The sequence below is a fragment of the Shinella sp. R2-11 genome (genome assembly GCF_055330205.1).
The window spans coordinates 165,474-185,176 of sequence record NZ_JBVAPC010000001.1 but is presented as its reverse complement, the minus strand read 5'-3'; the positions used below and the strand labels follow the sequence as shown (position 1 = coordinate 185,176).

17 protein-coding genes are annotated in these 19,703 nt (G+C 65.6%); 12 read left to right on the top strand and 5 right to left on the bottom strand.

Features of this window, described 5'->3' with window-relative positions; genetic code table 11:
- Window positions 1–79 precede the first annotated feature (79 nt).
- A complete protein-coding gene (locus tag ACZ1A1_RS00920) occupies window positions 80–709 on the top strand; it encodes a DNA-3-methyladenine glycosylase I (protein ID WP_415212181.1) in 630 nt (209 codons plus the stop codon).
- A gap of 158 nt (window positions 710–867) precedes the next feature.
- On the top strand, window positions 868–1,083 hold the full coding sequence (locus ACZ1A1_RS00915) for a hypothetical protein (RefSeq protein ID WP_463618363.1): 216 nt from the start codon (window positions 868–870) through the stop codon (window positions 1,081–1,083).
- Between the two features lie 237 nt (window positions 1,084–1,320).
- Here the strand turns inward: ACZ1A1_RS00915 and copM are convergent, their stop codons facing one another.
- Together copM and ACZ1A1_RS00905 are read right to left on the bottom strand one after the other, a co-directional pair.
- A complete protein-coding gene (copM, locus tag ACZ1A1_RS00910; protein ID WP_463618362.1) occupies window positions 1,321–1,704 on the bottom strand; it encodes a CopM family metallochaperone in 384 nt (127 codons plus the stop codon).
- 68 nt (window positions 1,705–1,772) lie between these two features.
- Window positions 1,773–2,093, bottom strand: coding sequence for a hypothetical protein (locus ACZ1A1_RS00905; RefSeq protein ID WP_463618361.1), 321 nt, complete (start codon window positions 2,091–2,093; stop codon window positions 1,773–1,775).
- 150 nt (window positions 2,094–2,243) lie between these two features.
- Here ACZ1A1_RS00905 and hisS point away from each other — a divergent pair, with 150 nt between their 5' ends.
- The 6 genes from hisS (at window position 2,244) to ACZ1A1_RS00875 (ending at window position 11,043) form a co-directional block, all read left to right on the top strand.
- Complete coding sequence (gene hisS / locus ACZ1A1_RS00900) at window positions 2,244–3,758, top strand: histidine--tRNA ligase (protein ID WP_463618360.1); 1,515 nt, start codon at window positions 2,244–2,246, stop codon at window positions 3,756–3,758.
- A gap of 175 nt (window positions 3,759–3,933) precedes the next feature.
- Window positions 3,934–5,067: an ATP phosphoribosyltransferase regulatory subunit gene (locus ACZ1A1_RS00895; protein WP_463618359.1), complete on the top strand. Its 1,134-nt coding sequence runs from the start codon at window positions 3,934–3,936 to the stop codon at window positions 5,065–5,067.
- Window positions 5,064–5,759 carry an ATP phosphoribosyltransferase gene (gene hisG / locus ACZ1A1_RS00890; RefSeq protein WP_313192167.1) on the top strand — a complete coding sequence of 232 codons (696 nt, stop codon included), beginning with the start codon at window positions 5,064–5,066 and terminating at the stop codon, window positions 5,757–5,759. Before ACZ1A1_RS00895 ends, hisG begins: the two co-directional genes overlap by 4 nt.
- Window positions 5,760–6,044: 285 nt before the next feature.
- Window positions 6,045–6,752 carry a glutathione binding-like protein gene (locus tag ACZ1A1_RS00885; RefSeq protein WP_463618358.1) on the top strand — a complete coding sequence of 236 codons (708 nt, stop codon included), beginning with the start codon at window positions 6,045–6,047 and terminating at the stop codon, window positions 6,750–6,752.
- A gap of 96 nt (window positions 6,753–6,848) precedes the next feature.
- A complete protein-coding gene (locus tag ACZ1A1_RS00880) occupies window positions 6,849–8,066 on the top strand; it encodes an NAD(P)/FAD-dependent oxidoreductase (protein ID WP_463618357.1) in 1,218 nt (405 codons plus the stop codon).
- Window positions 8,067–8,244: 178 nt separating this feature from the next.
- Window positions 8,245–11,043: a bifunctional diguanylate cyclase/phosphodiesterase gene (locus tag ACZ1A1_RS00875; protein ID WP_463618356.1), complete on the top strand. Its 2,799-nt coding sequence runs from the start codon at window positions 8,245–8,247 to the stop codon at window positions 11,041–11,043.
- Window positions 11,044–11,067: 24 nt separating this feature from the next.
- Here the strand turns inward: ACZ1A1_RS00875 and ACZ1A1_RS00870 are convergent, their stop codons facing one another.
- The 3 genes from ACZ1A1_RS00870 to groES form a co-directional block, all read right to left on the bottom strand.
- On the bottom strand, window positions 11,068–11,514 hold the full coding sequence (locus ACZ1A1_RS00870; RefSeq protein ID WP_313192171.1) for a hypothetical protein: 447 nt from the start codon (window positions 11,512–11,514) through the stop codon (window positions 11,068–11,070).
- 462 nt (window positions 11,515–11,976) lie between these two features.
- Window positions 11,977–13,614 carry a chaperonin GroEL gene (groL, locus tag ACZ1A1_RS00865; protein WP_313192172.1) on the bottom strand — a complete coding sequence of 546 codons (1,638 nt, stop codon included), beginning with the start codon at window positions 13,612–13,614 and terminating at the stop codon, window positions 11,977–11,979.
- A 53-nt stretch (window positions 13,615–13,667) separates the two neighbouring features.
- The gene (groES, locus tag ACZ1A1_RS00860; protein WP_119254427.1) at window positions 13,668–13,964 is read right to left on the bottom strand and encodes a co-chaperone GroES; all 297 of its coding nucleotides are present in this window, start codon (window positions 13,962–13,964) and stop codon (window positions 13,668–13,670) included.
- Window positions 13,965–14,283: 319 nt separating this feature from the next.
- Between groES and ACZ1A1_RS00855 the strand changes: the two genes are divergently transcribed.
- The 4 genes from ACZ1A1_RS00855 to ileS all read left to right on the top strand — a co-directional run bounded on the left by ACZ1A1_RS00855 (window position 14,284) and on the right by ileS (window position 19,619).
- Window positions 14,284–15,132 carry a TIGR01459 family HAD-type hydrolase gene (locus ACZ1A1_RS00855; RefSeq protein WP_463618355.1) on the top strand — a complete coding sequence of 283 codons (849 nt, stop codon included), beginning with the start codon at window positions 14,284–14,286 and terminating at the stop codon, window positions 15,130–15,132.
- Between the two features lie 19 nt (window positions 15,133–15,151).
- Window positions 15,152–16,132 carry a bifunctional riboflavin kinase/FAD synthetase gene (locus ACZ1A1_RS00850; protein WP_463618354.1) on the top strand — a complete coding sequence of 327 codons (981 nt, stop codon included), beginning with the start codon at window positions 15,152–15,154 and terminating at the stop codon, window positions 16,130–16,132.
- A 76-nt stretch (window positions 16,133–16,208) separates the two neighbouring features.
- Window positions 16,209–16,460, top strand: coding sequence for a hypothetical protein (locus ACZ1A1_RS00845; protein WP_463618353.1), 252 nt, complete (start codon window positions 16,209–16,211; stop codon window positions 16,458–16,460).
- A gap of 267 nt (window positions 16,461–16,727) precedes the next feature.
- Window positions 16,728–19,619 carry an isoleucine--tRNA ligase gene (ileS, locus tag ACZ1A1_RS00840; RefSeq protein WP_463618352.1) on the top strand — a complete coding sequence of 964 codons (2,892 nt, stop codon included), beginning with the start codon at window positions 16,728–16,730 and terminating at the stop codon, window positions 19,617–19,619.
- The last annotated feature ends 84 nt before the right edge of the window (window positions 19,620–19,703 follow it).

Genomic DNA, 19,703 nt, shown 5'->3' with positions numbered 1-19,703 from the left:
CTTTGAGTAGGGTTATTGCCCGCTTTCCAAATGTGGTTGATAAGTGGTAAACGTGAACAAACAGGAAACGGAGACGGCGATGACGGAACGCGGGCTGGTGGTGGGCGAGGACGGGCGGACGCGCTGCGCATGGCATGGCGGGCTCGAGGATTACCGCCGCTATCACGACGAGGAGTGGGGCCATCCGGTCACCAGCGACCACCGCCTGTTCGAGAAGATCTGCCTCGAAGGTTTCCAGTCGGGCCTTTCCTGGCTCACCATCCTGCGCAAGCGGGAAGGCTTCCGCGCCGCCTTCGCCGGCTTCGATTTCGACAGGGTCGCGACCTTCGACGATGCGGATATCGCGCGCTGCCTTGCCGATGCCGGCATCGTGCGCCATCGCGGCAAGATCGTCTCGACCATCAACAATGCCCGCCGGGCGCAGGCGCTGCGCGACGAGTTCGGCACGCTCGCCCGCTACTTCTGGGGCTTCGAGCCCAAGCCGGAGGAGCGCCCGGCCCGCATGGACTGGGAAACGCTTTCCGCCAATCCGACGTCGCCGACCTCGGTTCGCCTTTCGAAAGACCTCAAGAAGCGCGGCTGGACCTTCGTCGGCCCGACGACCGTTTATGCCTTCATGCAGGCGATGGGCCTCGTGAACGACCATGTGGAAGGCTGCTTCTGCCGCGCGGAAGTCGAAAAGAAGAGAAATCTGCTCGAACGGCCATAAATCCCGTATTGCTTTGGCAAAACGCTATTTGATTTTACAACGAATCATGTAGCTTAAGGTTGAGCGGCACAATCATACATCGGAAGTTCTGGGTCGATTCGCACGTGCGTAGTCGTGGCGCGCCGCTTTGTGCTGAATGATTTGGCATGAGGGGAAACATGTCGCCAAACGCACCTGCATTCGATGATTCTCGACTTGAGCTATGGGCCTGCGACAAGGCGCAGGAGATCATGCTCCGCGAGGGCTTTCGTCTCATCCGCTCCGCACGCAGCGGCAGCAACACCGACATCCGGGAAACCAGCCTCATGATGGCCCGCGTCATCGCGGCCTCGCTGGTCGAGGCGTCCGCCCAGCGGCAGCCGGCGGGCAAGTAACGGCCAAGACCGGCGGACGATCTGTTTGAAGGGCTTGCATGGCGGTCACGCCATGCGGCGTGGGCCTTCGGGCCAGGCGCGACGATGGGCGCGCAGGACGGAACGGGCGCCCTCGGGCGGCTCCGCATGCCGTGCCGCAGGGCGGTCCGCGCCTTCCGGCCTCATCCCGGCCTGCCCCGAAGGTCCACGACTGCCTTTGCGGAAAAGGCCCGCCTTGCGGCGGGCCTCCCTATTGGCTTACTTGGCGTTCTTGGCCAGCCACTCTTCCATCATCTTGATCTCACCCTCCTGGGCGCTGACGATGTCTTCCGCGAGCTTGCGGATGGCCGGGTCCTTGCCGTGCTCCAGCTCGACCTTGGCCATGTCGATGGCGCCCTGGTGGTGGGCGATCATCCCGCGCACGAAATCGACATCGGCATTGCCGGTGAATTCGATCTCCATGCCCTTGTGCATCTTCGCATTGGCGTCGACGAAGGCCTTGGTGGAGGCGCTCTGGTCGCCTGTGGTCTCGCCCATCGTCATGCCCTGATGGCCGGAATGATCGGCGGCATCCTGGGCGATTGCGGGCATGGTGAAGGTGAGCGCGAGGGCCGCGCCGAGAAGCATGTTCTTTGCGTTCATGAGGATTTCCAGTTCTGAATACGGTTGATGGCCGGGGCGCGGGCACCCCGGAACGCAATCAGGCGTCGTCAGGACCGGGGAGGGGGATCGAGCGGGGGAAGCGCAAGGCCGGCCAGTTGCGGCGTGGCGGCGGAAACGCGGCTCGAAATGTCGAGGCTGCGGCCGATCGGCTCCAGCCGGGCGGCCTCGATGGCGAAACAGGCCGAACAGGCGACAGGATGCGCGGAAGGTTTCGTCTTGCCGTGCTCGCCGCCGCCATTCTCGCCGGCCATGTGGTGCATGGCGTGCATGCCGGCCGGCTGCGCGGCCGTCATCGTCGCGGCGACCGCAGGCACCCAGCCGGAAAGCACGGCGCCCAGAATGGCGAGGACGAAGAGGACCTGTCTCATGGCAGGAGAGATAGGCGCACGCCGCGCAAAAGAAAAGGGGTGCGTATAAGGATGCCCCTCCTGCCCTGCTGCGCGCACCTGCGCCCTTGCCGCTGCCCCTTCAATCCGCTAGGGAAACCGCAACGGAAATACGGAATTTCGGGTATCCCGATGAGCGAAAAGCAGAAAAAGCCCCAGAAGCTGAAAGCCCGCCTGCCGCGCGGCTTCGTCGACCGTGACGCCGCGGACATCCGCGCCGTAAACGAGATGACGGCGAAGATCCGCGAGGTCTACGAGCATTACGGCTTCGACCCGGTCGAAACGCCGCTCTTCGAATATACCGACGCGCTCGGCAAGTTCCTGCCCGACAGCGACCGTCCGAACGAGGGCGTCTTCTCGCTGCAGGACGACGACGACCAGTGGATGAGCCTTCGCTACGACCTGACGGCGCCGCTCGCCCGCCATGTCGCGGAGAATTTCAACGAGATCCAGCTTCCCTACCGCACCTATCGCGCGGGCTACGTCTTCCGCAACGAGAAGCCGGGTCCGGGCCGCTTCCGCCAGTTCATGCAGTTCGATGCCGACACGGTCGGCGCGGCCGGCGTGCAGGCCGATGCCGAGATGTGCATGATGATGTCGGACACGATGGAAGCGCTCGGCATCGCCCGCGGCGACTACGTCATCCGCGTCAACAACCGCAAGGTCCTCGACGGCGTGCTGGAGGCGATCGGCCTCGGCGGCGAGGACAAGGTCGGCCAGCGCCTCACCGTGCTGCGCGCCATCGACAAGCTCGACAAGTTCGGCCCGGAAGGCGTCAGGCTCCTGCTCGGTGAAGGCCGCAAGGACGAATCCGGCGACTTCACCAAGGGCGCCGGCCTCGATGTGGGGCAGATCGACAAGGTGCTCTTCTTCGTCGGCATCAAGGACTATGCGGAAAGCGCGGCGGACCTTGCCAAACTCGTCGAGGGCACCGCGAAGGGTGCCGAAGGCGTCGACGAGCTGAACCAGATCGGCCATCTCGTCACCTCGGCCGGCTACGGCCCGGATCGCATCAAGATCGACCCGTCGGTCGTGCGCGGCCTCGAATATTACACCGGCCCCGTCTTCGAGGCCGAATTGCAGTTCGCCGTCACCAATGAGAAGGGCGAGAAGGTCGTCTTCGGCTCGGTCGGCGGTGGCGGCCGCTATGACGGCCTCGTCTCCCGCTTCATGGGCCAGCCGGTGCCGGCGACGGGCTTTTCCATCGGCGTCTCCCGCCTGATGACGGCGCTGAAGAACCTCGGCAAGCTCGGCCAGGACGAGGTGGTCGCGCCCGTCCTCGTCACCGTCATGGACGGCGACATCGAGAGCATGGGCCGCTACCAGCGCTTCACGCAGGACCTGCGCGCGGCCGGCATCCGCGCCGAGATGTACCAGGGCAACTGGAAGAAGTTCGGCAACCAGCTCAAATATGCCGACCGCCGCGGCGCGCCGGTCGCCATCATCCAGGGCGGCGACGAGCGCGCGGAAGGCCTCGTGCAGATCAAGGACCTGATCGAGGGCAAGCGCCTTTCCGGCGAGATCGAGGACAACATCGCCTGGCGCGAGGCGCGCGTCGCGCAGGTTTCCGTGCCGGAGGCCGAGCTGGTCGCGAAGGTCCGCGAAATCCTCGACGCGCAGGCCGAAGACCGGGCGCGGCGGGGGTGACGGGCGTGTGGAAGACCCCTCCCCAACCCCTCCCCGCAAGGGGGAGGGGCTTACCGTGCCGCACCCTACGAATTCGATTTGAGACGGTGAGCAAGCCTTTATCTTTCTCCCCCCTCGTGGGGGAGATGCCGGCAGGCAATGGGGGACTTGCCGCCCCGCGCCCGGAGCGCTTCCCATGCCCCTGACGAACCTTCCCGCCTTCGCGCCCGATCTCGTCGCCGACCTCGAAGGGCTCGGCACGCAGCGCGTCGACACGCCGGTCATCCAGCCGGCCGAACCCTTCCTCGACATGGCGGGCGAGGATTTGCGCCGCCGCATCTTCATGACCGAGAGCGAGACCGGCAAGAGCCTGTGCCTGCGTCCCGAATTCACCATTCCCGTCTGCCTTCGCCACATCGAGACGGCGACGGGCACGCCGCGGCGCTATTCCTATCTCGGCGAGGTCTTCCGCCAGCGCCGCGACGGCGCGAACGAATTCTACCAGGCCGGCATCGAAGACCTCGGCGAGCCGGATATCGCCCGTGCTGATGCGCGCATCGTGCGCGATGCACTCCATGTCATCGGCAACCGGCTTCCCGGCATGGCGCTCTCCGTGACGCTCGGTGACCAGGCGATATTCGAGGCGGTCGTCGCCGCCTGCGGCCTGCCGGCGGGCTGGCAGAAGCGCCTCATCCACGCCTTCGGCAATCCGGCGCAATTGCAGAAGCTGATCGCCGACCTGTCCGATCCCGCCCCGTCCGGCGTCTTCGGCCCGGAGGTCGAGCGCCTTGCCCGCCTCGGCATCCTCGACGACGAGGCAAAGCTGATCGCTCATATCGATGCGACGATGGAGGCGACCGGCTATTCCACCAATGCCAGCCGCGGCCCCGCCGACATCGCCCGCCGCCTGCGCGAGAAGCGCGAGCTGGCGAGCACGCGGCTCGACAGCCGCACGCTGGCGCTGCTCAAGGAATTCCTGGCGCTGGAGCTGAGCCTTGCCGAGGCCCCGCAGGCGCTCGCCGCCTTCGCGGACAAGGCCCGCCTTTCGCTCGGCGCGGCGCTGGAGCGCTTCGACGCCCGCGTTACGGCGCTGCGCGCGGCAGGCGTCGATCCGGCGACGATCACCTACCGCGCCGCCTTCGGCCGTCCGCTCGATTATTATACCGGCCTCGTCTTCGAGATCACGCCGGCCGGCGAGACATCGGTGCTCGTCGGCGGCGGCCGGTTCGACCGGCTGCTGACGCTGCTCGGCGCGAAGGAGCGCATCCCGGCCGTCGGCTTCTCGCTCTGGCTCGACCGTATCGCAAGCGCCGGGGGGGCCGCCGCATGACCATCACCATCGGTCTTCCCTCCAAGGGCCGCATGAAGGAGGACAGCTCCGCCGTCCTCGCCCGCGCCGGCTTCACCGTCGCCGCCGTCGGCAACGACCGCTCCTATCGCGGCCGCGTCGAGGGTCGCGACGATATCGAGATCGCCTTCCTCTCCGCCTCCGAGATCTCCCGCGAGATCGCCAACGGCACCGTCGATTTCGGCGTGACCGGCGAGGACCTCGTGCGCGAGGGACTGGCGGAGGCCGATGCCCGCGTCGAGTTCTGCGCCCGCCTCGGCTTCGGCCATGCCGATGTCGTGGTCGCCGTGCCGGAGATCTGGCTCGACGTCGACACCATGGCCGATCTCGGCGACGTCGCCACGGATTTCCGCGCCCGCCACGGCCGGCGCCTGACCATCGCCACGAAATACTGGCGGCTGACGCAGCAGTTCTTCTCCGGCAACCATGGCATCCAGCTCTACCGCATCGTCGAAAGCCTCGGCGCCACGGAAGGCGCGCCGGCCTCCGGCTCGGCCGACATCATCGTCGACATCACCTCGACCGGCTCGACGCTTGTCGCCAATCACCTGAAGATACTCTCCGACGGCGTGATCCTCAAATCGGAAGCCTGCCTCGTGCGTGCGCGCAAGCCGGAGCACGAGGGCGATGCTGTTGTGGCGGAGATCATCGAGCGGGTGCGCGGGGCGCTGTAGGACGGGATTTGCCCCTCATCCCGCTGCCGCGACCTTCTCCCCGCAAGCGGGGAGAAGGGGTATGCCGCACCGTTTTCCTTCCCGTCCCGACAGGGCGTGACGGAAACACGTCGAGGGACGGCAAATCGGTCCGGCCCGTCTCCTTCGCCCGGCTTGCGGAGAGAAGGTGGCCGGCAGGCCGGATGAGGGGCAGCATCCGCATCCTTCAGAAATTTCCCGCCACGCCACCCTGACATCGCCCGGCGACCTGCCCTATCTATGAACTCCCACCCGCAAGGAGTTCCCATGTCCGACCTGTCGTCCTTTCCCATCACGAAAAAATGGCCAGCCAGGAATCCCGATATCATCCAGCTCTATTCGCTGCCGACGCCGAATGGAGTGAAGGTGTCGATCGCGCTGGAAGAGCTCGGCCTTGCCTATGAGCCGCACCGCGTCGATTTCGGCGGCAACGAGCAGAAGTCGCCGGAATTCGTGTCGCTCAACCCGAACGGCCGCATTCCCGCGATCATCGATCCGGACGGGCCGGACGGCAAGCCGATCGGCCTCTTCGAATCCGGCGCGATCCTCGTCTATCTCGCGGAGAAGACCGGAAAGCTCATTCCCGCAGATCCCGCCGCGCGATACGAGACCCTGTGCTGGGTGATGTTCCAGATGGGCGGTATCGGGCCGATGTTCGGCCAGTTCGGCCATTTCTACAAGTTCGCCGCCGACAAGGTCGCCAACAATACCTATCCGATGGAGCGCTACCGGGACGAATCGAAGCGCCTTTTGTCCGTGCTGGAAGAGCGCCTGAAGGACCGGCAATGGATCATGGGCGACGAATACACCATCGCCGATATCGCCACCTTCCCGTGGGTGCGGGGCGCGGATGTCTTCTATGGCGGGCGCGAGGTGCTGGATTATGCGGGCTTCCCCGCCGTCATGGCCTGGCTGGAGCGCTGCCTTGCCCGCCCGGCGGCGCAGAAGGGCCTGGAAATTCCCGCGAAGCCCTGATGCCGGCGCGACCCGCCCGAGCACGGTAGCGGCACGTTGACGCCGCGTGGCCGGGCGGGTTACGTCTCGGTGAAAACAAGGACGGACGGAAATATCGTGACGGGAAGACTGGTTGTAGCGGGCGGCGGCCAGGCCGCATTTGCCCTGGTTGCCAAATTGCGCGCATTGAAGGACGAGCGGCCGATCACCATCGTCGCCGCCGAGGCGAGCCACCCCTACCAGCGCCCCCCGCTTTCCAAGAAATACCTGCTCGGCGAGGCAGACCTCTCGCGCCTGATGTTCCGCCCGGAAAGCTGGTACCCGGACAACGGCGTCGACCTTCGCCTGTCGACGGAGGTCACCGCCATCGACCGCGCGTCGAAGCGCGTGACGCTCAGCGACGGCTCGACGCTTGATTATGAATTCCTGGCGCTCGCCACCGGCGCGACGCCCCGCCGCCTGCCGGCCGAGATCGGCGGCGACCTCGACGGCGTCTTCACCGTGCGCGACTATCGCGATGCCGACCGCCTCGGCCTCGAAATGCAGGAAGGCCGCCGGGCGCTCGTCGTCGGCGGCGGCTATATCGGCCTCGAGGCGGCGGCGGTCGCGCGGGGCAGGGGGCTGCATGTCACCGTCATCGAGATGGCCGACCGCATCCTCGCCCGCGTGGCATCGCCCGCGACGGCGACGATCCTCAAGGCGATCCATACGGCCCGCGGTGTCGATGTGCGCGAGAAGACCGGCCTCGTCCGCCTTCTCGGCGAAAACGGCCGCGTCACCGGCGCGGAACTGACCGACGGCTTCGTTCTGCCGGTGGACGTGGTGATCGCCGGCATCGGCGTGGCGGCCAACGATCGGCTCGCCCGCGATGCCGGGCTGGAGGTCGCGAACGGCATCGTCGTCGATGCCCATGCCCGCACTTCCGATCCCGCGATCTTCGCCATGGGCGACTGCGCCGTCCTTCCCTTCGAAGGCAATCGCGTGCGGCTGGAATCCGTTCAGAACGCCGTCGATCAGGCGGAGGCCGCCGCAGCCGTCATCGCCGGCGGCGATGCGCCCTATGTGCCGAAGCCGTGGTTCTGGTCCGACCAGTACGATGTGAAGCTGCAGATCGCCGGCTTCTGCATGGGCTTCGACGATACCTTCGTGCGGCCGGGCCAGCGCGAGGGCAGCGTCTCCATCTGGTACTTCCGCGACGGCAGGCTGATCGCGGTCGACGCCGTCAACGATGCGAAGGCCTATGTCGTCGGCAAGAAGCTCATCGAGATGGGCCGCACGCCGGACAGGGCGGCGCTCGAAGATCCCGCCGCGGACCTCAAGGCCCTGACGCTCTGAAAGTCCAGGGTTGAGCGGAGCTGCCGCGATGAACCGCGCGATTGTGTCATTTTGACATTTGTTAAGCACGAATGGGCGCGGGGCCTGCGCGGGCCCGTTTCGATGCGGGGCGATTCACCAAGTTTTTAGGGTTGCCGGGCTCTGTGGGTGCCATCTTGCCCTCCCGCCTGGTGTCTCCATGCTGCGCATTCTCAACTGCATCGTCGGCGAGCACGATCTTCGTCTCGTCGTGCTGGCCGCATCCATCTGCTTCCTCTCCTGCTATGTCGCGGTCACGCTGACGCAGAGGGCCTGGGTCGCCGAAGGCAGGGCACGCAATCTGTGGCTGGGCGCGGCGGGCACGTCGAGCGGCTTCGGCATATGGGCGACCCATTTCATCGCGATGCTCGCCTACGATCCCGGCATGGTCATCGGCTACGACATGAAGCTGACGCTGGTTTCGCTCGGCGTTGCCATCGTCGTCACGACCGCGGGCCTTGCGCTCGCCACCTATGTCGCGGGCCGCGGCGCCGTCATCGCCGGCGGCCTGCTGCTCGGCGCGGGCATCACCTCCATGCATTATATCGGTATGAGCGCGGTGGAACTGCCGGGCACGCTCGGCTGGGACGCAGTCTATGTCGCCGCCTCGGTCGTCTGCGCCGGCCTTTTCGGCGCGCTGGCGCTTCTCGTCTGCATGCGCCCGCAGCAGCGCGTGCGCGACCGGGCTCTGGCGACCGTGCTGATGGCGCTCGGCGTGGTGGCGCTGCATTTCACCGCCATGACGGCGGTGACGTTCCAGCCGGGCCTGGTGCCGGTGAGCGACGACACGCTGATCTCGACGGGCCTGATGGTGCCGCTGATCGCGGTAGTGGCTTTCTCGCTGCTCTTCACCGGTCTTACGGCCGCCGTCTTCGCCCGCCAGGCCGAGCTGACCGCGACGGAAAGCACCCGCCAGTTCGCCATGCTCGTGCAGGGCGTCAAGGATTACGCCATCTGCATGCTCGATCCGGAAGGCCGCGTCGCCAACTGGAACGAGGGCGCCGAGCGCCACAAGGGCTACAAGGCGCAGGAGATCGTCGGCCGGCACTTCTCGCAGTTCTACGGCGAGGAAGACCGCGCGGCGGGCCTGCCGGAGCGGGCACTGCGGATCGCCCGCGAGGAAGGCCAGTACGAGAACGAGGGCTGGCGCTACCGAAAGGACGGCTCGCGCTTCTGGGCGAATGTCGTGCTCGATCCGATCCACGATTCCGCCGGCGCGCTCGTCGGCTATGCCAAGATCACCAAGGACATCACCGAGGAAAAGGCCAATGCCGACCGGCTGGCCGAGGTGACGAAGAACCTCGACCTCGCACTGGAGAACATGTCGCAGGGTCTGTGCCTGTTCGACAAGGATGAGCGCCTGCTGCTCGCCAACAAGCGGTACGGCGAGGTGTTCCGCATCGCCGACGACCGTATCCGCCCCGGCGTGACCTTCCGCTCCATCATCGAGCGCGGCCTTGCCGACGCCTATGGCGACCCGGAGATATGGCAGCCGAAGGCGCGTGATATCTATGCCCGCCACCGCGCCGTCATCCACACCGACGGGGGAGGCTGCCTCGTCGAGAAGCTGTCGACCGGCGCGTCCGTGCAGATCCGCTATCGCGCGCTGCCCGACGGCGGCTGGGTCGTGACCTACGAGGACATTTCCGACCGCCTGCGCTCCGAGGAGCAGATCTCCTTCCTCGCCCGCCATGACGGGCTGACGGGCCTGCCGAACCGCGCGAGCTTCAACAATAGGCTCGAGGCCGATCTCGATTCCGCCAGGCGGTCCGGCGGCAAGGTCGCCGCCATCGGCATCGATCTCGACAAGTTCAAGGAAATCAACGACACGCGCGGCCATGCGGCGGGCGACGAGGTTCTGGTAACGCTCTCGCGGCGCATGCAGGCCTGCCTTGCGGCCGACGAGACGGTGGCCCGCTTCGGCGGCGACGAATTTGCCGCCGCCAAGCGGTTCGAGGACATGTCGGACCTCACCGATTTCCTCCAGCGCCTCGAAACCTGCCTCACCGAGGACATCCGCATCGACGGCTACGACATCAAGCCGGGCGCGAGCCTCGGCGTCGCCATCTATCCGCAGGACGCCGACAATATCGAGGCCCTGCTCAACAATGCCGACCTTGCCATGTACCGCGCCAAGGACGCGCTGACGGAGACCGTCTGCTTCTACGAGGTGTCGATGGACGAGGCCGCCCGCAGCCGCCGCCTGATCGCCAACGATCTGTGGCAGGCCGTCGAGCGCGATGAGCTGCAGCTTCACTACCAGGTGCAGAAGGCGGTGAGTTCCGGCGAGACGCTGGGCTACGAGGTGCTGCTGCGCTGGCACCATCCCGTGCGCGGCACCATCCCGCCTAGCGAGTTCATCCCGATCGCGGAGGAATGCGGCGCCATCCTGCCGGTCGGCGAATGGGTGCTGCGCGAGGCATGCCGCGAGGCCGCGACCTGGAACAGCGAGCACAAGATCGCGGTCAACCTGTCGCCGGTCCAGCTCGGCAATGCGGACGTGGCCGATCTCGTGCAGCGGGTCCTGCAGGAAACGGGCCTCAGCCCGCATCGCCTGGAGCTGGAGATCACCGAGTCGACCATCATCGGCGACAAGGAGCGCGCCCTCAACACGCTGCGCCGCATCAAGGCTCTCGGCGTCACCATCGCCATCGACGATTTCGGCACGGGCTATTCCTCGCTCGAAACGCTGCGCGCCTTCCCCTTCGACAAGATCAAGCTCGACCGCAGCTTCATGAGCGAGGTGGAGGCGAGCCCCGAGGCAAAGGCCATCATCCGCGCCATCCTCGCGCTCGGGCAGACGCTGCGCGTGCCGGTGCTGGCGGAGGGCGTGGAGACGCGCAGCCAGCTCGACATCCTGCTCAGCGAAGGGTGCGACGAGGCGCAGGGCTATTTCCTTGGCCGCCCGGTTCCGGTCGAGCGCATCCGCCCCGGCGCAACGGCCAGCGAAGCCGCCTGATGCAGTAGGCCCTATTGGCCCCGCCTACTGCCGCCGGAAGCGGCGGCCGGCAAGGTCGATCTGGAAACGGGGGAAGATGAAGACGCCGATGATGCTGCCGGCGTATTTCTCCTCCAGGCCCGTCGATTCCCCGACGCAGAACACCGGCTGGCGCGGCGCGCCGTCGACATGGATCGTGGTGGAGAAGCAGAAGGACGACGAGGAGGCCGCGGCCTGCTCGAAAAGCTCCAGGACGCGCGTGCGGTCGAGCGGCTCGTAGCAGCGGATGAGGTTGAGCAGCCCGCAGGGGCGCAGCGGCAGGCCATGCGCCTGCGCGGCCTTTTCGCCGAGCATGAAGAGGCCGTTGGAAAGGTCGCCGGTCCAGCGCTCCGTCACGCAATATTGCGTCAGCAGCTCGTTGTCCGCCTCGTCGAGATCCATCGAACCCGGCAGGAAAGGAGACGAGAGATCGGTCTTGATTATCTTGAACACCTACGACCCCACGGCAGTTGCTCGAATTTTATCCGCACGTCCGCCCCCGAGCGCGACATGTTGAAAAACGAAAAATCCGGCTGACATTCCTTCTCGAAGCCGCCGAACCACTTTCTCATGTACTGAACTGCGCCCGGATCCTGCGATCTTCGGATCGGACGTACGCGCGAAAACCGCGGCTGGCTCCCTCCAGAGCTTGCAGCGGCTTCATGGGAATGAGGGAATCCTGGCAGCACAGCCGACCGGTCGTGTCGAAAACCAGCACCTGAACCCCGGGTGAATCTTTAAAGTTCACTTGGAGCGTTGTTATAGTTAGTTTTTTGCTACCATCAACGGCTTTTTTGTCAATTATTGCACGGTTGGAAAATTTCTTCGCAAACAACCCGCAAGCAAAAAGGGCGGCCCGAAGACCGCCCTTTCCGAACTGAACCGGTTTGGCTCAGATGTGAAGGCTGTCGCCTATCACATCATGTCCATTCCGCCCATTCCGCCCATGCCGCCTGGCATAGCCGGAGCGTCCTTCTTCGGCAGTTCGGCGATCATGGCTTCCGTCGTGATCAGCAGCGAGGCAACCGAAGCGGCGTTCTGCAGGGCAGTGCGGACAACCTTGACCGGGTCGACGATGCCGAGGGCGATCAGGTCGCCGTATTCGCCGGTCTGGGCGTTGTAGCCGTAGTTGTCTTCGTTCTTCTCAAGGATCTTGCCGACGACGATGGAAGCTTCGTCACCTGCATTGTCCGCGATCTGGCGAACGAGCGACTGGAGGGCGCGGCGGATGATGTTGACGCCGGCTTCCTGGTCGTCGTTCTCGCCCTTGACGGCGATCTTCGTGGAAGAACGGAGCAGGGCTACGCCGCCGCCCGGTACGATGCCTTCCTGAACGGCAGCGCGCGTCGCGTTGAGGGCGTCGTCGATGCGGTCCTTCTTTTCCTTCACTTCGACTTCCGTCGAGCCGCCGACGCGGATGACGGCAACGCCGCCGGCGAGCTTGGCAAGGCGTTCCTGCAGCTTCTCGCGGTCGTAGTCGGAGGTGGTTTCCTCGATCTGGGCCTTGATCTGTGCGACGCGGCCTTCGATTTCGGCCTTCTGGCCGGCACCGTCGACGATCGTCGTGTTTTCCTTGGAGATCGAAACCTTCTTCGCACGGCCGAGCATGTCGAGCGTGACGTTTTCGAGCTTGATGCCGAGGTCTTCGGAGATCACCGTGCCGCCCGTCAGGATGGCGATGTCTTCGAGCATGGCCTTGCGGCGGTCGCCGAAGCCCGGAGCCTTGACGGCAGCGATCTTGAGGCCGCCACGCAGCTTGTTGACGACGAGCGTAGCGAGGGCTTCGCCTTCGACGTCTTCAGCGACGATGACCAGCGGCTTGCCGGTCTGGACGACGGCTTCGAGAACCGGGAGCATGGCCTGGAGGTTCGAGAGCTTCTTCTCGTGCAGGAGAATGTAGGCGTCTTCGAGGTCCGCGACCATCTTTTCCGGGTTGGTCACGAAGTAGGGCGACAGGTAGCCGCGGTCGAACTGCATGCCTTCGACGACTTCGAGTTCGGTTTCGGCGGTCTTGGCTTCTTCAACCGTGATGACGCCTTCGTTGCCGACCTTCTGCATGGCTTCGGCAATGTCGAGGCCGATCTGGCGCTCGCCGTTGGCCGAGATCGTGCCGACCTGCGCGACTTCTTCCGACGTGTTGATCTTCTTGGCCTTGGCCTGGAGATCCTTGACGACTTCTGCGACGGCGAGGTCGATGCCGCGCTTCAGGTCCATCGGGTTCATGCCGGCGGCAACGGCCTTGGCGCCTTCGCGAACGATGGCCTGGGCGAGAACCGTGGCGGTCGTCGTGCCGTCGCCGGCGATGTCGTTGGTCTTGGAAGCGACTTCACGGACGAGCTGGGCGCCCATGTTCTCGAACTTGTCTTCCAGTTCGATTTCCTTGGCGACGGAAACGCCGTCCTTGGTGATGCGCGGAGCGCCGAAGGACTTGTCGATGACGACGTTACGGCCCTTCGGGCCGAGCGTGACCTTCACGGCGTCTGCGAGGACGTCGACGCCACGCAGCATCTTTTCGCGCGCGCTGCGGCCGAACTTTACTTCTTTGGCTGCCATTGTGAGAACTCCTAAAGAGGTGTCAGCAAATTCTGGAAGGGATTACCGGCGGATCAGCCGATGATGCCCATGATGTCGGCTTCCTTCATGATCAGAAGGTCTTCGCCGTCGAGCTTGACTTCGGTGCCCGACCACTTGCCGAACAGGACGCGGTCGCCAGCCTTGACGTCGAGCGCGACGACCTTGCCGGATTCGTCACGGGCGCCGGAGCCGACGGCGACGACTTCGCCTTCCTGCGGCTTTTCCTTGGCGGTGTCCGGAATGATGATCCCGCCCTTGGTCTTTGCTTCGGACTCGACGCGACGAACGACGACGCGATCGTGAAGCGGGCGGAAGGTGGTGCTTGCCATTGTCTTATCCCTCGATCGAATGACATTGCGGATCACGAAACGGATCCGATGGATTGATGTTAGCACTCACCGTTCAGGAGTGCTAGCGATGCCGAGATAGGCGGCGGCGGGTTTTGAGTCAAGAACGACGCCGTGAATTTATTTCGGCCGGAATGGTTACCGCAGCCGGCAGATGGGAGCGCTTTCGCATGTCATCAAGGCAGGTATATGAAATTTCGTCCGTTTCCCTGTGGATGGGGCAAAATTGCGGGAAGAGGCTTGTTTTCTTGGCGTCGCTTTGCAATGTCAGCCGGGCTCGACCTCGACATGGAAAACCCTGATGGCTCAACGCATCCAATCCTTCCGCGACATCGCCTCGCAATACGACGTGGTGCTCTGCGACGTCTGGGGCGTCCTGCACAATGGCGTCGAGGCCTTCTCCTACGCCTCCGAGGCGCTGGCCGAGGCCCGCGCCGCCGGCCTGACGGTCGTGCTCATCACCAATTCGCCGCGCCCGCATCCGGGCGTGAAGGTGCAGATCCGCGGGCTGGGCGTGCTGGACGAGGCCTATGACCGCATCGTCACCTCGGGCGATGTCACCCGCGCCCTCATCGCCGAAGGCCCCGAGAAGATCTATTTCATCGGCGCCGACAAGGACATGCCGCTGCTGGACGGGCTGCATGTCGAGCCGGCCGGGCTGGAAGAGGCGGCCGCCATCGTCTGCGCGGGTCTGCGCGACGACGAGGTGGAGGCCGCCGAGGATTATCGCGCGGAGCTTTCGAAGCTTGCCGCGCGCAAGCTGCCCTTCATCTGCGCCAATCCGGACCTCGTCGTCGAGCGCGGCCACAAGCTCATCGTCTGCGCCGGCGCACTCGCGCAGCTTTATGAAGAACTCGGTGGCGCGACCCGCATCGCCGGCAAGCCGCACCGGCCGATCTACGAGAAGTCGCTGGCCGAGGCGCGCGCGGTGCGCGGCGATTTCGACATGTCCCGCGTGATCGCCATCGGCGACGGCATACCGACGGACGTGCGCGGCGCCGAGGGCTACGGTCTCGACGTCCTTTACATTTCTGGCGGCATCCATGCCCAGCATTATGTCGAGGGCGGCGTGACGGACGAGGGCAGGCTCGCCGCATTCCTTTCCCGCGAGAATGCCCACCCGAAATGGTGGATGCCCCGGTTGCAGTGACGGGACGGAGACGGTCGTCATGACGGTATTTCACAGGAACGAGACCAGGGAGCCGCTGCCGGAGCACCTGCGCGGCGGCGTCATCGCCATCGGCAATTTCGACGGCGTGCATCGCGGCCACCGGGCGGTTCTCCAGCGGGCGCTCGACATCGCGGCCGCGCGCGGCATCCCCGCGCTCGTCCTCACCTTCGAGCCCCATCCGCGCACGGTCTTCCGCCCGGAGCGCCCCGTCTTCCGCCTAACGCCCGCCCCGCTGAAGGCGCGCATCCTCGAAGGCATGGGCTTTGCCGCCGTCATCGAATATCCCTTCGACACCGGCTTTTCGGAAATGTCGGCGCATGATTTCATCCGCGCCGTGCTGCTCGACTGGCTGCATGCCTCCGAGGTCGTCACCGGCTTCGACTTCCATTTCGGCAAGGGCCGGGAGGGTGGACCGGCCTTCCTGATGGCGGCCGGCGAGGAGAACGGCTTCGGCGTCACGCTGGTCGATGCCTTCCGCGACGAGAACGCCTCGGTCATCTCCTCCAGCTTCATCCGCGCGCTGCTGGGCGAGGGGGAGGTCGCGGAAGCAGCCGGCCAGCTCGGCTACCGCTATACGGTCGAGGCCGAGGTGATCGGCGGCAAGCAGCTCGGCCGCACGCTGGGCTACCCCACCGCCAACATGCAGCTTCCGCCGGAAGTGGAGCTGCGCAACGGCATCTACGCCGTGCGATTCCGCCGCCCCGACGGCAGCCTCCACGACGGCGTCGCCAGCTACGGCCGCCGCCCGACCGTCGATGCGAACGGCGCGCCGCTGCTCGAAACCTTCCTCTTCGACTTCTCCGGCGACCTCTATGGCGAGGTCTCCGCCGTCTCCTTCTTCGGCCACCTGCGCGACGAGCTGAAATTCGACGGCCTTGATGCGCTCGTCGTGCAGATGAAGCGCGACGAGGAGGAGGCGCGGACGCTGCTGTCCGGCGTGCGGCCGCTCGGGCCCATCGACCAGCGCCTCTGTTTCTAGGCCCGTGATGACGGATACGCCTTGCCCCATCTACCTCTTCCGCTCCGAGGGTTTTGCGCCTTCGGGCGATACTGTCGTGAGCATAGCGCCGCTGGAAGCGGTCGTGGCCGTCTATGGCGGCGGCGGGGCCTTTGACGCGGATGGACTTTCCTCGGCCTTCGGCGGCGCGACGATCTTCAGGAACGAGGCGACGGGCGCACTGTTCGCCGGTGTCTGGGGTGCGCGCAAGGCCTCCCGTTTCCGCCGCGAGATGCGCGAGCACATGTCCGGGGTGCTCGTTCGCGCGGCGCCCGAGGCGAGGCTGGTCGTCTGGAACGCGGCCGGCTAGCGGGCATTCGCGCGGCGGGACGGTCGATTGCGATGCTTGCCGTCTTTTCAAAACGCCCAAAAGGCCGTAAGACCGCGCGCATGATGCTCCACCGGCCGACCATCGCCCTGCGAATTAGTGGCCCGGCCTTCCGCGCGCTCTGAGCGAGGCCGGAAGGTCCGGGATTTCGGGCGTTCCTGACAGCGCCCCCGCCGTCATCGCCGGTGCAGATGACAGATATTCCCCCGCATGCGCGAAGACCCGCGCGACGAGACGATAGCCATATCCATGACCGATACACCCGAAAAAGTCGATTATTCGTCCACCCTCTACCTGCCGCAGACGGATTTCCCGATGCGCGCCGGCCTGCCGCAGAAGGAGCCGGAAACGGTGGCCCGCTGGCAGAAGATGGAACTCTACAGGAAGCTGCGCGCCTCCGCCGCCGGCCGCGAGAAATTCGTGCTGCACGACGGCCCGCCCTATGCCAACGGCAACATCCATATCGGCCACGCGCTGAACAAGATCCTGAAGGACGTCATCAACCGCTCCTTCCAGATGCGCGGCTACGACGCCAACTATGTCCCCGGCTGGGACTGCCACGGCCTTCCGATCGAATGGAAGATCGAGGAGAAGTACCGCGAGAAGGGCAAGAACAAGGACGAGGTCCCGGTCAACGAATTCCGCCAGGAATGCCGTGACTTCGCCAGCGGCTGGATCAAGGTCCAGACCGAGGAGTTCAAGCGCCTCGGCATCGAGGGCGACTTCGAGAACCCCTACACGACGATGAACTTCCACGCGGAAGCGCGCATCGCCGGCGAACTGCTGAAGATCGCGAAAAGCGGCCAGCTCTATCGCGGCTCCAAGCCGGTGATGTGGTCGGTCGTCGAGCGCACGGCGCTGGCCGAGGCCGAGGTCGAATATGCCGATGTCGAGAGCGACATGATCTGGGTGAAGTTCCCGGTCGTCGAAGGCCCGGCCGACCTCAAGGACAACTTCGTCGTCATCTGGACGACCACGCCCTGGACGATCCCCGGCAACCGCGCCATCGCCTTCTCCTCGCGCTATCCCTACGGTCTCTACGAGGTCGAAAGCGCCCAGAACGACTTCGGCCCGCAGCCCGGCGAGAAGCTGATCTTCGCGACGCGCCTTGCCGACGAGGCCGCCGCCAAGGCGAAGCTTACGTTCAAGTTCGTGCGTGACGTCGCGCCGGAAGAGCTGGCCGCCATCACCTGCGCCCATCCGCTCAAGGACCTCGGCTATACCTTCCCCGTCCCGCTGCTCGACGGCGACCACGTTACCGACGATGCCGGCACGGGCTTCGTGCACACCGCGCCGAGCCACGGCCGCGAGGACTTCGACGCCTGGACGGCGAAGGCTCGCGAGCTGGAAGCGCGTGGCATCTCCTCGAAGATCCCGTTCCCGGTCGACGACGCCGGCTTCTACACCGCCGACGCCCCCGGCTTCGAGGGCGCGCGCGTCATGGACGACAACGGCAAGAAGGGCGATGCCAACGAGCGCGTCATCAAGGCGCTGATCGCAGTGAATATGCTCTTCGCCCGCGGCCGCCTCAAGCATTCCTACCCGCATTCCTGGCGCTCCAAGAAGCCGGTCATCTTCCGCAACACGCCGCAGTGGTTCGTCTACATGGACAAGGAACTCGGCGACGGCACCACGCTGCGCTCGCGCTCGCTTTCGGCCATCGACGACACCCGCTTCGTCCCCGCCGCCGGCCAGAACCGCCTGCGCGCCATGATCGAGGGCCGCCCGGACTGGGTGCTGTCGCGCCAGCGCGCCTGGGGCGTGCCGATCGCCGTGTTCGCCGACGAGAACGGCGAGGTGCTGATCGATGACGCCGTCAACGCCCGCATCCTCGACGCCTTCGAGAAGGAGGGCGCGGACGCCTGGTTCGCGGAGGGCGCCAAGGAGCGCTTCCTCGGCAAGGAGCATGACGCGGCCCGCTGGACGCAGGTCATGGACATCCTCGACGTCTGGTTCGATTCGGGTTCGACGCACACCTTTACCCTGGAGGACCGCCCGGACCTGAAATGGCCGGCCGACGTCTATCTCGAAGGCTCGGACCAGCATCGCGGCTGGTTCCACTCCTCGCTGCTCGAAAGCTGCGCCACGCGCGGCCGCGCGCCCTATAACGCCGTCGTCACCCATGGCTTCACCATGGACGAGAAGGGCGAGAAGATGTCGAAGTCGAAGGGCAACGTCGTCTCGCCGCAGGACGTGATGAAGGAATCGGGCGCCGATATCCTGCGCCTCTGGGTAATGACGACGGACTACTGGGAAGACCAGCGCCTCGGCAAGACGATCATCCAGACGAACATCGACGCCTACCGCAAGCTGCGCAACACCGTGCGCTGGATGCTGGGCACGCTCGCCCACGACACGGGCGAGGAGATCGCCCTTGCCGACATGCCGGAGCTGGAACGGCTGATGCTGCATCGGCTGTCCGTTCTGGACGGCGTGGTGCGCGAGGGCTACGACGCCTTCGACTTCAAGAAGATCGCCCGGGCGCTGATCGATTTCTCGAATGTCGAGCTCTCGGCCTTCTACTTCGATATCCGCAAGGATGCGCTCTACTGCGACGCCCCGTCCTCGCTGAAGCGCCGTGCCGCGCTCTCGGTCATCCGCAAGCTGTTCGAGTGCCTCGTCACTTGGCTCGCGCCCATGCTGCCCTTCACGATGGAAGAGGCATGGCTGTCGCGCAAGCCGGATGCCGTCTCGGTCCATCTGGAGCAGTTCCCGGCGGTGCCGGCCGAATGGCGCGACGACGCGCTGGAAGCCAAGTGGGAGAAGATTCGCGACGTGCGTTCGGTCGTCACCGGCGCGCTGGAAATCGAGCGCCGCGAGAAGCGCATCGGCGCCTCGCTGGAAGCGGCCCCCGTCGTCCATGTCGGCGATGCGGAGCTTCTGAAGGCGTTGGAGGGCCAGGACTTCGCGGAAATCTGCATCACTTCGGCCATCACGGTCGTTGCCGGCGAAGGCCCGGCCGATGCCTTCCGCTTGGCCGAGGTCGCCAAGGTCTCCGTCGAGCCGAAGCTGGCCGAGGGCAGCAAGTGCGCCCGTTCCTGGCGCATCACGACCGATGTCGGCTCCGACCCGGATTACCCGGATGTCTCGGCGCGCGACGCCGCGGCGCTGCGCGAGATCGGCTTCCGCTGCGCCGCCTGACGGGCGTGCCTGTTGACGGCCGGTGCTTTCCGGCCGTCGATTTGCCCGGATGAATTGCGCTTGAGAAGATCATCCGGTAATGCT